This is a genomic window from Methylobacterium sp. E-065 (assembly GCF_022829605.1).
GTDB lineage: Bacteria > Pseudomonadota > Alphaproteobacteria > Rhizobiales > Beijerinckiaceae > Methylobacterium.
The window spans coordinates 1-13,539 of sequence record NZ_JAKSYD010000185.1 but is presented as its reverse complement, the minus strand read 5'-3'; the positions used below and the strand labels follow the sequence as shown (position 1 = coordinate 13,539).

Below are 13,539 nucleotides of genomic sequence, written 5' to 3'. Positions count from 1 at the left end.
TCTGGCGTCGTGGGTACGAGACGAGGACGACGGGAATCGAGCCTGCGCTGGCTCTCGGCCGCGATGACCCCCTGGATGGTCGGGCTCGGCCTGCTGGTGTCGTTCACCGCCGATGCCGGCACGGAGAACGCCATCGGATCGAGCCGCCTCGGCCTTATCGATGCCGACACGGTCCCGCCCCTGCCGCCCGGCACGATGCTGATCGGCTCCGCCCTGCGCAGCCTCGGCGACGAGGCGCCCCGGGCGGTGTTCAAGGCCGGCGCCCACGTCTTTCCGGTGGTGCAGCGGGCGGGCAAGGGCAACCCGGCCCAGCGGCCGGCCGAGAGCTTCGCCCGCCGTGCCGTGAACCTCCGCGAGACCGGCGCCGCCCTGGTGTTCGGCGACGTCACAGGCAGCGTCAGCGGCGTGCTCACGCAAGGGGCCGCAATCTGGGACCCCGAATCCGAACCGGATGCCGCCTTCCTGCCGGTGCCCGATCTCGGCCTGACCACGGGCGCCGGCAGCGCCGCCTCCACGGGCGCGGGGACGGCCGACCTGACCGAGGACGGCGATCCCGCGCGCTTCGACGGCTCGACCCCGCCGGTGCCCCGCGCCGTCGCCCTCTCGTCCACCACCCCGGCACCCGCCGACGCGATCCCCGTCGAGGTCGCGGTCGCCAGCCTCGCGCTGCCCGATTTCGCGATCCGCACCGAACGCCCCGACAGTGCCCAGCCCGTGCCCGAGGATGCCCGCCGGCGCTACGCCGACCTGATCGACCCGGAATCCCTCGACAAGGAGCAGCGCTGCCTGTCGGAAGCCGTCTATTTCGAGGCCCGCAGCGAGCCCGAGGCCGGGCAGGCCGCCGTCGCCCAGGTGGTGCTGAACCGCGTGAAGAGCGGCCTCTATCCCGCGAGCGTCTGCGGCGTCGTCTACCAGAACCGGCACCACTACATGGGCTGCCAGTTCTCCTTCGCCTGCGAGGGGAAGTCGCTCCGCATCACCGATGCCGGCGCGTGGGAATCCGCCACCCGCATCGCCCGTTCGGTGATCGAGGGCCGGACCTATCTGGCTGAGGTCGGCGCCGCCACCCATTACCACGCCGACTACGTGCGGCCGGGCTGGGCGCGTCGGCTGCGAAAGATGGACGTGATCGGCCGGCACATCTTCTATCAGCTCAAGGCCGGCCAGACCTGATCGGGCCCGGTCTGGACTTCATAAGAGATCCTGACGCGGATCCGAGCAATTCTACCTAGGTAAGCGACGGGTAAGCAGTCGAAACCAAGGGTTAATTTTACCTTCGTTCCCGATAATGCTTGCGCGCCAGGCAACGAGTCTGGCCTCTGGTACGTCGAGACGGGCGCCCTTTCGCGGCGCTGTCCAGCGTATTGCGTACCAGAGGAATTCCATGACCGCGCCGGTCGCCAGCACCCTCGTCCTCGCCGCCCTCGGCGGTCTGCTCCTCGCCGCGCCCGCCCAGGCCGGCGGCTGCTACGGCAGCGCCTGCTACCGCCACGTGGTCATGCCGCCGGTCTACGACACGGTGCAGGAGACCGTGCTGGTGCGCCCGTCGCGCACCGTCTACCGCACCGTCCCGCCGGTTTACGATACCGTGTCCGAGCAGGTGCTGGTCGCGCCGGGCGGCCGGTTCTGGCAGACGAGCCGCGGCCCCGGCGGCGAGCTGGTCGGCTGCTGGATCACCACGCCGCCGCGTTTCGCCATGCGCACCCGGACCGTGGTGGTGCGCCCGGCCCAGGCGATCCCCGAGACGATCCCGCCGGAATATGCCAGCGTGAGCCGGCGCGTCCGTGTGGCGCCCGCCCGGGCCGGATGGGTTCCGGTCGGCGGCGGCTATGGCGGCTACGCACCGGCCTCCTATGGCGGTCCGCTGATCGGCTCGATCCCGGATGCCGTGGGCATGACCGGCGCCAGCTCGTCGGATCTCGGCGTCGCCCTCGGCTTTACCTACGGCAGTCAGTACGAAGGGTACTGACGCCCACCTTGCCGCCTTGATTCCGGGCGTCCCGGCGACACCTCACCGCCAACGACGGGAGGTGACGATGGGGACGTTCAAGGCTTGGGTGGTCGACAAGGGCGAGGCCGGACAGAGCCTCGCGTTCCGGGATTTCGACGAAGCCGACCTGATGGACGGTGACGTCACCGTCCGGGTGACGCACTCGACCCTGAACTACAAGGACGGCCTCGCGCTCACCGGCACCTCGCCGGTGGTGCGCCGCTTCCCGATGATCCCCGGCATCGACTTCTCCGGGATCGTCGAGCGCTCGGATCATCCCGAGTACAAGCCGGGCGATCCGGTGGTGCTTACCGGCTGGGGCGTCGGCGAGACGCATCTCGGCGCCTATGCGCAGCGCGCCCGGGTGAAGGGTGACTGGCTTGTTCCGCTGCCCCAGGGGCTGAGCCCCGAGCAGGCCATGGCGATCGGCACCGCCGGCTACACCGCGATGCTGTGCTGCATGGCGCTCGACGCCCACGGGGTGACGCCCGCCCACGGCCCGGTGATCGTCACCGGCGCCTCGGGTGGCGTCGGCTCGGTGGCGGTGGCTTTGCTCGCGCGGGCGGGCTGGCACGTGATCGCCTCCACAGGGCGCGACGGCGAAACCGATTACCTGAAGGGCCTCGGCGCGGCCGAGATCCTCGACCGGGCGGAGCTGTCGAAGCCCGGCAAGCCGCTCGGCAAGGAGCGTTGGGCGGCCGGGATCGATGCGGTCGGTTCGACCACGCTCGCCAACGTGTTGGCGCAGACCAAGTCCGACGGTGCCGTCGCGGCGTGTGGTCTGGCGCAGGGCATGGACCTGCCGACCTCGGTGGCGCCGTTCATCCTGCGCGGCGTCTCGCTGCTGGGCATCAACAGCGTCACGACTCCACAGCCGAAGCGCCGCGAGGCCTGGGCGCGGCTCGCCCGCGACCTCGATCTAGCCAAGCTCGCTACCATGACCAGCACGGTCCGTCTGGAGGAGGTCGGTCGGCTCGGCGAGGAGATTTTAGCCGGCAAGGTTCGGGGGCGGATTGTGGTGGAGGTGGGCTAGAGCCGCGCCCGCTTGCGCCGAACCGGTGTTCGATGCGGCGGGCAGCGCTTTGCGTCCGGAGTGGTGGAACCGGAGCCGTACCAGCCCTGTTTCATTCTTTATGAGCGTTGCATTCATCAAAGAGCCCGAGGGCGGGGAAGCGTTCGAGAATCTGCCGGATCGGCCGATCTCGCCGCACACCAACTTCGTCACCCCGGAGGGCCTGGCCCAGATCGAGGCCGAGGTCGCGCGCCTCGAAAAGGAGGTCGCTTCCCTGGATCCCAACGATAAGGCTGAGGATTCCAGGATCGGGCGTGACCTGCGCTATTGGGCGGCCCGCAAGAACACCGCCCAGCTCGTGGAGCCGAAGGCCGGCGACACGGTGCAGTTCGGCTCGACCGTCACGGTGCTGCGCGAGGACGAGTCCGGCAAGGAGACCCGCCAGACCTTCCGGATCGTCGGTGAGGACGAGGCTGATCCGCACAAGGGTTCGATCTCCTACGTGGCGCCGCTGGCCCGCGCGATCACCAGCAAGACGGTGGGCGACGTGGTTGAGGTGAACGGCCACGATGTCGAGGTGCTTGAGATCCGCTGAACCCGGTTACGGCTGCTCCTGCGAGCCTTCGCACGGCAAACCCTCGAAGCGCGACCGCAGGGGCAGGATCGCTTCTGCGATGTGCTCCATGAAGACCCGGACTCTGGCCGCGTGGCGCAGGTCCGGATGGGTGAGCACCCAGAGATCGACCCCCAGTTCCGGATGCGGCCCCGACAGGCGCCGCAGCGCAGGGTTGGCATCGGCCGAGAAGCACGGCAGGGGACCGATTCCAAGTCCCGCCGCGACGGCGGCCTCGAGCCCCGTCACCGTGTTGATCCGCAGCCTGACACGATCCGCCGGTGCCTGGGCGCCGACGAACCGCGCGAACGTGCCGCCGGCCACGGTCAGATCCGGACTGACCCAGGCCTCATCCGTGAGATCGCGATATTCCCGGTCGGCCCGGCCGTAGATGGCCCACGCCACCGCGGCGAGGCGGCGTCCGACCAGGGTCTCGCTCGGATCGCGGCTCGCCCGGATCGCCACATCGGCATCCCGGCGTGACAGGTTGAGCGCCGCCTCGGCCAGGATCAGCTCGATCCGGATCTCGGGATAGCGGGTGGCGAAGTCCGCCAGGATCGGCATGAGCAGTTCCATGGCAAGGCTCGTCGGCGCCGTCACGCGGAGCTCACCGGCGGGGGTCTCGCTTCGGCCGGCCGCCCTGCGCTCGAACCGGGTCACGTCGGCCTCGATCCGGTTCGCGGCCTCGACCATGGCTTGGCCGCAGGGGGTCGGGACGTAGCCGGTCCGCAGGCGCTCGAACAGCCGCGCCCCGAGCTTCGTCTCCAGCGCGGTGAGTCGCCGGAAGGCGGTCGAGTGGTTGATTCCGAGCTGCGCTGCCGCCGCCGTCAGGCCGCCCTGCGCGGCGACGGCCTTCACGAAACGGAATTCGTCCCACTCCAGCGGCATGCCGGCTCCTTGCATCTGCGCAAGACAGGTTTTGCGCAGCAGGGCATTTTTGCAAGGCGCGAAACGCGCGATGGAGGCGGCATCGCGCCGTCCGTCGATTTGGGCGGCCGTGCGAAACGCGACCCGGAGATCCCGACATGGCCAAGGTGCTGGTGCTGTACTACTCGACCTACGGACACGTGGAGCAGATGGCCTACGCCGTCGCCGAGGGCGCCCGGGAGGCCGGGGCCGACGTGGTGGTGAAGCGCGTTCCGGAACTGGTGCCGGAGGAGGTCGCCCGACAGAGCCACTTCAAGCTCGATCAGGCGGCCCCCGTCGCCACCGTCGATGAGCTGTCCGACTACGACGCGATCATCTTCGGCACGCCGACCCGCTACGGCAACATGGCCTCGCAGATGAAGCAGTTCATCGACCAGACCGGTGGGCTCTGGATGAAGGGTGCGCTGGTCGGCAAGGTCGGCTCGGTCTTCACCTCGACAGCGTCTCAGCATGGCGGCCAGGAGACGACCCTGACGAGCTTCCACACGGTGCTGTTCCACCACGGCATGGTGGTGGTCGGATTGCCCTACAGCTTCCAGGGGCAGGGCGGGGTCGAGGCGGTGAAGGGCGGCACGCCCTACGGCGCCAGCACGATCGCGGATGGCGACGGCTCGCGTCAGCCGAGCGGCGTGGAGCTGGAGGGCGCCCGCTTCCAGGGCCGCCACGTCGCCGGGATCGCCGCCAAGCTGGCCTGAGGATTCTGGCCAAGAAAAAAGGCTCGGATTGCTCCGAGCCTGAAAGGAAAAAGGCCATTGGGGGCTGAGAAGGCCTTCGTGATCAATAAACGGGCGACGAAGGGGTCTGTTCCGCGGCTGGCGAAAAAAATCGCACGCTGCCTCAACGGGGTGCGGCGGCCCGGGCCAGCCGGTCGCGGATCGCCTCGCCCAGACCCTCGGACGGGATCGGCGCCACCGCGATGGTCGCCGCCCCCGACGCGTCGAGCTCCCGCAGGGCGCCGAACAGGCGGGCGGCGGCTTCTTCGGCATCGCCCGCCGGGCTGAGGTTGAGCGCGGCGCAGGCCAGTTCATAGCCATCGGGGTGGTGCGCGCCGAACAGCAGCACCGCCTCCCCCGGCGCGATGCGTGTCGCGTCGAGGCGGACCCGCGCCCGGGGGGCGTAGTGCGAGGCCAGCATGCCGGGTCCCGCCGGCCGGTCGGCATCGGCTGCCTCAGGGCTCGCCGGATCGTGGCCCAGAACCGCGCGGAGCGCCGCCCGGGTGATCCCGCCGGGCCGCAGCAGACGCGGCGGTCCGCCGAGACAGGCCACCACGGTCGATTCGACCCCCACCGGGGTGTCGCCGCCATCGAGTACGGCGGCGATGCGGCCCGCGAGATCGTCGAGGACGTGGGAGGCCCGTGTCGGGCTGACCCGGCCCGAGCGGTTGGCCGAAGGCGCGGCCACCGGCCGGTCGACCGCGGACAGGAGCGCCCGCGCCAGCGGATGCGCGGGCACCCGCAGGGCGACGCTCGGCAGACCGGCGCGGGCGAGGTCGCAGACGCGCGTCCCCGGATGGGCCGGCACCACCAGGGTCAGGGGCCCCGGCCAGAAGGCGTCCGCCAAACGGCGCGCCGGACCATCGAGCACGCCCTCCGCCACGGCCGAGTCGGTATCCGGCAGATGCGCGATCAGCGGGTTGAAACGGGGCCGCTCCTTGGCGGCGAAGATCCGCGCCACGGCGGCGGGATCGGTCGCGTCCGCCCCGAGCCCGTAGACCGTCTCGGTCGGGAAGGCCACGAGGGCGCCGGCCCGCAAAAGCGCGGCGGCCTCGGCGAGGCCGGCCGCGTCAGGATCGAGCCGCGGGGTCGCGGCCGGGACCGTTGACCCGGGATCGTTCATGGGGGAAGCCGTCTCAGAGACACGGGCGGTGCGCACGCCTATCCTCGGGCCGCCGTAGCCCCGGGATGCGGGCGCGGTCAAACCCGCGCCGCATCAAACGTGCGGGCCGCCGCCGAGGGAGGATCGTCATGAGTTACCGCGCCCCGGTCCCCGAGATGCTGTTCACGCTCCGGCACGTGGCCGGGCTCGACGCGGTCGATCCCGAGGATGCCGAGGCGATCCTCTCCGAGGCCGGGCGCATCGCCGCCGGCGTGCTCGCGCCGTTGAACCGGGTCGGCGACCGGCACGGCACCCCGTTTGCGGACGGGCGGGTCACCACCCCGCCGGGCTGGCGGGAGGCCTACCGCACCTTCACGGAGGGTGGCTGGAACGGTCTCTCGGCCGAGGCCGACCATGGCGGCCAGGGCCTGCCGAAGCTGATCGAGGCCGCCTGCACCGAGATGTGGAACGGCGCCAACCTCGCCTTCGGCCTCTGCCCGCTCCTGACGCAGGGCGGCATCGAGGCGCTGGCCGCCCACGGCTCCGAAGACCTGAAGGCGCGCTACCTCGCGAAGCTGGTCTCGGGCGAATGGCCCGCCACCATGAACCTGACCGAGCCACAGGCGGGCTCCGACCTCGCGCTGCTGCGGAGCCGGGCGGTGCCGGCCGGCGACGGCACCTACCGGATCACGGGATCCAAGATCTACATCACCTACGGCGAGCACGATCTCGCCGACAACATCGTCCACCTCGTCCTGGCCCGGCTGCCCGATGCGCCGGCCGGTACGCGGGGCATCTCGCTGTTCCTCGTCCCGAAAGTGCTGCCGGACGGGACCCGCAACGACCTGCGCTGCTCCGGCATCGAGCACAAGCTCGGCATCCACGCCTCGCCGACCTGCTCCATGGCGTTCGGCGACCACGGCGGCGCCACCGGCTGGCTGATCGGCCAGGAGAACAAGGGGCTGGCCTGCATGTTCACGATGATGAACGCGGCCCGCCTCAATGTCGGCCTCCAGGGAGTCGGCGTCGCCGAGGCCGCGACCCAGCGGGCGCTCGCCTACGCGCAGGAGCGCCGCCAGGGCCGGGCCATCGGCGCCGCCGAGGCGACCAGCCCGATCGCCGCCCATCCCGACGTGCAGCGCATGCTGCTCACCATGAAGGCCTACACGGCCGCCGCCCGGGGGATCTGCTACCTCACCGCCGCCGCGCTCGACGCCGCGCAGGGGCCGGAGGGGCAACCCGCCCTGGATCGCGCCTCGCTGCTGACCCCGGTGGCCAAGGCCTTCGCCACCGATCTCGCCAACGAGGTGACCTCGCTCGGCGTGCAGGTCCATGGCGGCATGGGCTTCGTGGAGGAGACCGGGGCGGCGCAGCTGATGCGCGATGCGCGCATCCTCGGCATCTACGAGGGCACCAACGGCATCCAGGCGATCGACCTCACCGCCCGCAAGCTGCCCCTGAACGGCGGCGCGACGGTGCGGTCGCAGATCGCCTGGATGCGCCGGGCGGCCGAGGGCCTGCTCAAGGCGGGCGACCCGGCCTTAGGCCACATGGCGGCGCGGCTGCGGGACGGGATCGGCAGCCTCGACCGGGCGACCAGCCACCAGCTCGCAGCTTTGGCGTCCAACCGGCCGGAGGCGGCGCTCGCGGGCGCGACCCCGTACCTGCGCCTGTTCGGTCTGGTGCTCGGCGGCGCCTGCCTCGCCCGGAGCGCGCTGGCGGCGGGCGCTGCCCTGAAGGCTGGCGAGACCGACCCGGCCCATGCGGGGCGCGTCGCGCTCGCGCGCTTCTACGCCGAGAACCTTCTGGTGGCCGCGTCCGGGCTGGAGCAGAGCGTGGTCGAAGGCGGCGCCTTTACGGACGCGGCCGGGCTGGCGCTGGCGGTTTAGGGAGCGGATCATGGCTGAGACCGTCGCAATCACCGATCTCCCGGGCGGCGTCCGCCTGATCACCCTGAACCGCCCGGAGAAGAAGAACGCGCTCACGGGTGCGATGTACGACGCGATGCGCGCGGCGCTGGCCGCGGCCGATGCGTCGGATGCGATTGGCGCCGTGGTCTTTGCCGGGCAGCCCGGCATGTTCAGCGCCGGCAACGATCTCGCCGACTTCATGGGCCATGCCGAGGACGGGTTCAGCAACTCGCCGGCTCTGGCCTTCATTCGCCAGCTCGCCCGCACGCGCACCCCGATGGTGGCGGCGGTGGACGGGATCGCGGTGGGGATCGGCGCGACGCTCTGTCTGCATTGCGACCTTGTCTATGCCAGTCCCGCGGCGCGGCTGCGCATGCCCTTCGTGGAGCTCGGCCTCGTGCCGGAGGCGGCATCGAGCTACCTGCTGCCTCTGCGGGTCGGCCGGCTCCGGGCCACCGAATTGCTGCTCCTGTCCCGGCCGCTGGAGGCCGACGAGGCGCAGGCCCTCGGCCTCGTCAACGCGGTGCTGCCGGCCGACATGCTGTTGGAGCAGGCGGTCGCCCAGGCGACCAAGCTGGCCGCCCTGCCGCGTGGGGCGCTCGCCGCTTCCCGGGCGCTGATCCGGGGCGATCAGGCCCAGATCGAAGCGGCCGTGGAGGCGGAGGCCAGGGCGTTCGATGCGCAGTTGCGCTCGCCCGAATCCCAGGAGCGTCTCGCCGCCTTCCTGTCGCGGTCGAAGCCCGCGACCTCGGCGTGAGCACGCCCGATCTGTCTCAAAAGATCTGTCTGGTTGCAGGTGCGTCGCGGGGCGTCGGCCGGGGGCTCGCCCGGGCGCTCGGCGAGGCGGGGGCAACCGTGATCGTCACGGCCCGTTCCAGCGAAACCGGCGCGCGCACCGAGATGCGGTCGGAATCGATCGAGGATACCGCCCGCATGGTCGATGAGGCCGGTGGGCGCGGCCATCACTACCTGTGCGACCATCGCTCCGAGCGCGCCACCGATGCGATGATGCACTGGGCGCTCCGCCGCTTCGGGCGGATCGACGTGGCGGCCTGCAGCGTCTGGGGCGGCAACGAGGGTTACGACGGGGAGCGCTATCCGGACGGCGCAGGCTGGGGCACGCCGTTCTGGCGCCGCTCCGCCGAGCCCTATCTCGGCTTCCTCGAAGTCGGTCCTTTGCCGGCTCTCCTTCTCGCCCGAGCCGTGGCCCCCGCCATGGTGGCGGCGCGCTCCGGCCTGATCGCGTTGGTCTCCTTCGGGACCGAGGATTACCTCGGCGATATCTTCTATGATTCGGCCAAGGCCGCCACCAACCGGCTGGCCCTGGCCTTCGCGCGGGAGCTGGCGCCGCATGGCGTCACGGCGCTCGGCCTCTCGCCGGGCTTCGTCGCCACCGAGCGGGCGCGCGACCTCGGGCAGGACGCCCACGCCACGGAAGGTCCGCTCTATGCCGGCCGGGCGCTTGCCGCACTCGCCGCCGACCCCGACATCGCGCAGCGAGCGGGCGCGGTGCTGCATGCGGGCGACCTCGCCCGGATCTACGGCTTCACCGACGCGGACGGCACGCAGCCGGAGCGCTTCCGGATCGAACCCTGATCAGTTGTGCACCGGGTGTGTAGCCGAAAGGGCACGCGCCCGAACACGATGATGGAATCCACCGCCTCGGCGCACCGCGGTGGAGCATTCGCTGCTCGTAGAGGCGCGTCCTTTGCAACTCGGCGATCCGGATTGTTGCGGCAGCGAAAAACGGCCTCAATTCGCCCGCAAGTGAGGATGGCGCCTGTGCCTGCCCCGATTCCTCCCGGGGCCCGGCCGCGCGCATGAACGAGGGAAACCGGCATGTCGGAAGCGAACACAGCCCCGCGCGTGCTGATGGTGTTCCCGAAGTTCTACGAAAACTCCATGTGGAATTTCAAAGAGGCGATGGAGATCCAGGGCGCCCGCGCTCCGGCGCCGCCGCTCGGCCTGATCACGCTGGCCGCGATGCTGCCGCCGGCCTGGCAGGTGACGTTGGTCAATCGCAACTGCGAAGACCTGACGGACGACCAGATCCGCGCGGCCGACCTCGTGATGACCGGCGGCATGCTGCCCCAGGAGCCGGACTGCCTCGTCGTCATCGACAAGTGCGTGGCTTTGGGTACCCCGGTCTGCGTCGGCGGCCCCGCGCCGACCTCGACCCCGGAGGTCTACGACAAGGCGGATTTCCTCGTGCTGGGCGAGGCCGAGGGCATCCTCGACAAGTTCGTGGCCGCCTGGGAGTCGGGTGAGCGCCGTGGCCGGCTCACGGCGGAGAAGTTCAAGGCCGACGTCACCAAGAGCCCGATCCCGCGCTTCGACCTGCTGACCTTCAGCCATTATCTCTACATCGGCGTCCAGTTCTCGCGAGGTTGCCCGTTCACCTGCGAGTTCTGCGACATCATCGAGCTGTACGGCCGCGCCCCGCGCACCAAGACCACGCCGCAGATGCTGGCCGAGCTCGACCGGCTCTACAGCCTCGGCCACCGGGGCCATGTCGACTTCGTCGACGACAACCTGATCGGCAACAAGAAGGCGATCAAGCTGTTCCTGCCGCACCTGATCCAGTGGCAGGCGGATCACGGCTACCCGTTCAAGTTCTCCACCGAGGCCTCGCTCAACCTCGCGGATGACGACGAACTGCTCGGGATGATGCGGGACGCGAACTTCTTCGCCCTGTTCACCGGGATCGAGACTCCCGACGAGGCGACCCTGATCCAGACCCAGAAGAAGCAGAACACCAAGCGCTCGATCGCCGACAGCGTCCACAAGCTGTACGAGAACGGGATGTTCGTCACCGCCGGCTTCATCGTCGGCTTCGACACCGAGCAGGACAGCATCTCCAAGGCGATGTCGCTCTGCATCAGCCAGACCGGCATCCCGATCGCCATGGTGGGCCTGCTCTACGCGCTGCCGAACACGCAGCTCTCGCGGCGCCTGCGCAAGGAGGGCCGGCTCTACGAGAATTTCGCCCACACCACCGCCGACCAGGGCGATCAGTGCACGCAGGGACTCAACTTCGTCACCCTGCGCCCGCAGCGCGACGTGCTGGCCGATTACCGGGACGTCCTGCGGGAGGTCTACGACCCGAAGAACTTCTTCGACCGGGTGCGCGTCGTGGCGCGGCAGGTCAAGCGGCCGAAATTCGCGGCCCAGAAACTCAACTGGCGCCACGTCGTCCACGATCTCTACTCGCTGCTGCGGGTGTGCTGGCGGATGACCGTGCGCCGGCCGGAACTCGCCAAGCATTTCTGGAGCGTGTTCCTGGACACGGCTCGCCATAACCCGGCCGCCCTGGAGGCGGTGGTCACCAACATGGTGATCTACCTGCACGTCTATCCGTTCTCGCGCTACGTCATCCGCGAGATCAACGGCCGGATCACCGAGCTCGACGCCGGCCGCTGGGTGCAGCCGCCGGTGCTGGCTCCGGAAGCCGAAAGCTGCGGTAAGGCCGCACCGGTGGGCAAGGTGGTGGTCAAGGCCGAGGTGAAGCACCTCGCCGCGGTGGCGTGACGGGGATCGGCTCGGGTGGCATCCCGCGCCGCCCTTGCGGCCGATCCGCGTGAACCTTAGCTGACGTCGCGCGAGGCCACGTCCTCCCCTCGTTCAGCGGGGCACAAGCCCGGGACGGCCCGGCCCTTTCAGGAGGGCCGCCATGGCCTGGATCTATCTCGTCACTGCGGGCATCCTCGAAGTCGTCTGGGCCTTCGCGATGAAGCAATCGGACGGCTTCACGCGCCTCGGGCCGACTGCGATCACGGCCGTCGCGATGGCCGCGAGCGTCGGCTTCCTGGCGCTCGCCATGCGCACGCTACCGCTTGGAACCGCCTACACGATCTGGACCGGCATCGGCGCCGTCGGCGCGTTCCTCGTCGGCATCGCCGTACTTGGCGAGGAGGCGGGCGCTGTACGGATGCTGGCGGCCGGCCTGATCGGTTCCGGGCTCGTGCTGATGAAGCTGTCGAGCCCGGGCTAGCGCGGTCTCCGCCGAAGCGGCCACCGGTTCGGCGTCAGAGAGCGCGTCGAAACGAAGGCCCTAGCCCCTCATCCCGAAAGGGAGCCCCCGGCTTTCGGGATGATGCACAATGCCGAGCGGGAAGCCTCAGGCGGCCCGCACGGTCGTCAGGAAGGTGTCGATCTCCCGGCGCAGCTCGGTGGATTGCTCGGACAGGCTTGCCGCCGAGGTGAGCATGCGGGTGGCGGCCGTGCCGGTCTCGTCGGCGGCCTGTGCCACCGCGTCGATCGTGCCGGTGACCGCGCCCGTGCCGAGGGCCGCCTCCGCGACGTTGCGGGCGATCTCCCGGGTCGCCGCCCCCTGCTCCTCCACGGCGGCCGCGATCGAGGTCGCCACGCCGTCGATCTCGCGGATCCGCGCCGCGATGCCGTCAATCGCGTTGACGGTCTGACCGGTCGCGCCCTGAATGCGGCCGACCTGCCCGGCGATCTCTCCCGTGGCCTTGGCGGTCTGCTCGGCGAGTTGCTTCACCTCGGCGGCCACCACCGCGAAACCCTTGCCGGCCGCGCCGGCCCGGGCCGCCTCGATCGTGGCATTCAACGCCAGCAGATTGGTCTGCCCGGCGATGTCGGTGATGAGCCGCACCACGTCGCCGATCCGACCCGCCGCCGCACTCAACTCCTGCACGAGGTTGGCCGTCTGACCGGCCTGGACCACCGCGCCCCGGGCGAGGTCGGCGGAGCCGTCCACCTGGCGGCTGATCTCTTGGACCGAGGCGCCGAGCTCCTCGGCGGCGGCCGCCACGGTGCCGACATGCTGGGCCGCCTCCTGCGCGGCGCCCGCCACCGTCGCCGACCGCTCGGCCGTGTGCGTGGCCGTGCGCGACATCGTCTCGGCATCGGCGCGCAGACCGCGTGCGGCATCCGAGACCCGCGCGAGCACGCCGCCGACCGCGGCCTCGAAGGTGTCCGCCATGGCGTGGACGGCGTGGCGGCGCTGGGTCTCGGCATCCTGGCGGGCGAGGGCGGTGTCACGCTCCAGTGCCCGGCTGCGGATGAGGTTGTCCTTGAACACCTGGACGGCGGCCGCCATCGCGCCGATCTCGTCGCGGCGGCCCGTATCGGGAACCGCCACGGTCTCGTCACCCTCGGCCAGCCGACCCATCGCACCGGTCATGCGCGCGATCGGCCGGGCGATTCCGAAGATCGCGAACAGCAATGCGGCGGCGGCGACCGCGAGGCCGACCACGGTGGCCACCACGGCGACGAGCTTGGCGCGGGTCGCTTCCCGGGCGGTCTCGGC

13 protein-coding genes are annotated in these 13,539 nt (G+C 70.6%); 10 read left to right on the top strand and 3 right to left on the bottom strand.

Annotated elements, in window-relative coordinates; translation table 11 throughout:
• Positions 1 to 75 precede the first annotated feature (75 nt).
• The 4 genes from MKK84_RS22590 to greA all read left to right on the top strand — a co-directional run bounded on the left by MKK84_RS22590 (position 76) and on the right by greA (position 3,597).
• Positions 76 to 1,173, top strand: a complete 1,098-nt coding sequence (locus tag MKK84_RS22590) for a cell wall hydrolase (protein WP_243923921.1) — start codon at positions 76 to 78, stop codon at positions 1,171 to 1,173.
• Between the two features lie 211 nt (positions 1,174 to 1,384).
• Positions 1,385 to 1,969 (top strand): hypothetical protein, encoded by a 585-nt coding sequence (locus MKK84_RS22585; protein ID WP_243923901.1) that lies wholly within the window; start codon positions 1,385 to 1,387, stop codon positions 1,967 to 1,969.
• A gap of 67 nt (positions 1,970 to 2,036) precedes the next feature.
• Positions 2,037 to 3,023 (top strand): MDR family oxidoreductase, encoded by a 987-nt coding sequence (locus MKK84_RS22580; protein WP_243923900.1) that lies wholly within the window; start codon positions 2,037 to 2,039, stop codon positions 3,021 to 3,023.
• Between the two features lie 100 nt (positions 3,024 to 3,123).
• Entirely contained in the window at positions 3,124 to 3,597 is a 474-nt protein-coding gene (greA, locus tag MKK84_RS22575) for a transcription elongation factor GreA (protein ID WP_243923899.1), read from the top strand.
• Between the two features lie 6 nt (positions 3,598 to 3,603).
• Here greA and MKK84_RS22570 read toward each other — a convergent pair whose 3' ends face one another.
• Positions 3,604 to 4,503: a LysR family transcriptional regulator gene (locus tag MKK84_RS22570; protein ID WP_243923897.1), complete on the bottom strand. Its 900-nt coding sequence runs from the start codon at positions 4,501 to 4,503 to the stop codon at positions 3,604 to 3,606.
• Positions 4,504 to 4,640: 137 nt separating this feature from the next.
• Between MKK84_RS22570 and wrbA the strand changes: the two genes are divergently transcribed.
• Positions 4,641 to 5,237 (top strand): NAD(P)H:quinone oxidoreductase, encoded by a 597-nt coding sequence (gene wrbA / locus MKK84_RS22565; RefSeq protein WP_243923895.1) that lies wholly within the window; start codon positions 4,641 to 4,643, stop codon positions 5,235 to 5,237.
• Positions 5,238 to 5,379: 142 nt separating this feature from the next.
• Here the strand turns inward: wrbA and MKK84_RS22560 are convergent, their stop codons facing one another.
• Entirely contained in the window at positions 5,380 to 6,378 is a 999-nt protein-coding gene (locus MKK84_RS22560) for an L-threonylcarbamoyladenylate synthase (RefSeq protein ID WP_243923893.1), read from the bottom strand.
• 128 nt (positions 6,379 to 6,506) lie between these two features.
• Here MKK84_RS22560 and MKK84_RS22555 point away from each other — a divergent pair, with 128 nt between their 5' ends.
• The 5 genes from MKK84_RS22555 to MKK84_RS22535 all read left to right on the top strand — a co-directional run bounded on the left by MKK84_RS22555 (position 6,507) and on the right by MKK84_RS22535 (position 12,258).
• Positions 6,507 to 8,246: an acyl-CoA dehydrogenase gene (locus tag MKK84_RS22555; RefSeq protein WP_243923891.1), complete on the top strand. Its 1,740-nt coding sequence runs from the start codon at positions 6,507 to 6,509 to the stop codon at positions 8,244 to 8,246.
• 10 nt (positions 8,247 to 8,256) lie between these two features.
• Complete coding sequence (locus MKK84_RS22550; RefSeq protein ID WP_243923889.1) at positions 8,257 to 9,024, top strand: enoyl-CoA hydratase-related protein; 768 nt, start codon at positions 8,257 to 8,259, stop codon at positions 9,022 to 9,024.
• Positions 9,021 to 9,863, top strand: coding sequence for an SDR family NAD(P)-dependent oxidoreductase (locus tag MKK84_RS22545; RefSeq protein ID WP_243923887.1), 843 nt, complete (start codon positions 9,021 to 9,023; stop codon positions 9,861 to 9,863). Before MKK84_RS22550 ends, MKK84_RS22545 begins: the two co-directional genes overlap by 4 nt.
• Positions 9,864 to 10,106: 243 nt before the next feature.
• Positions 10,107 to 11,795, top strand: a complete 1,689-nt coding sequence (locus MKK84_RS22540) for a B12-binding domain-containing radical SAM protein (protein WP_243923885.1) — start codon at positions 10,107 to 10,109, stop codon at positions 11,793 to 11,795.
• Between the two features lie 142 nt (positions 11,796 to 11,937).
• Positions 11,938 to 12,258, top strand: coding sequence for a DMT family transporter (locus MKK84_RS22535; RefSeq protein WP_243923883.1), 321 nt, complete (start codon positions 11,938 to 11,940; stop codon positions 12,256 to 12,258).
• A 126-nt stretch (positions 12,259 to 12,384) separates the two neighbouring features.
• Here MKK84_RS22535 and MKK84_RS22530 read toward each other — a convergent pair.
• Positions 12,385 to 13,539: methyl-accepting chemotaxis protein (locus MKK84_RS22530; protein WP_243923881.1), on the bottom strand; the 1,155-nt coding region annotated here is incomplete at its 5' end.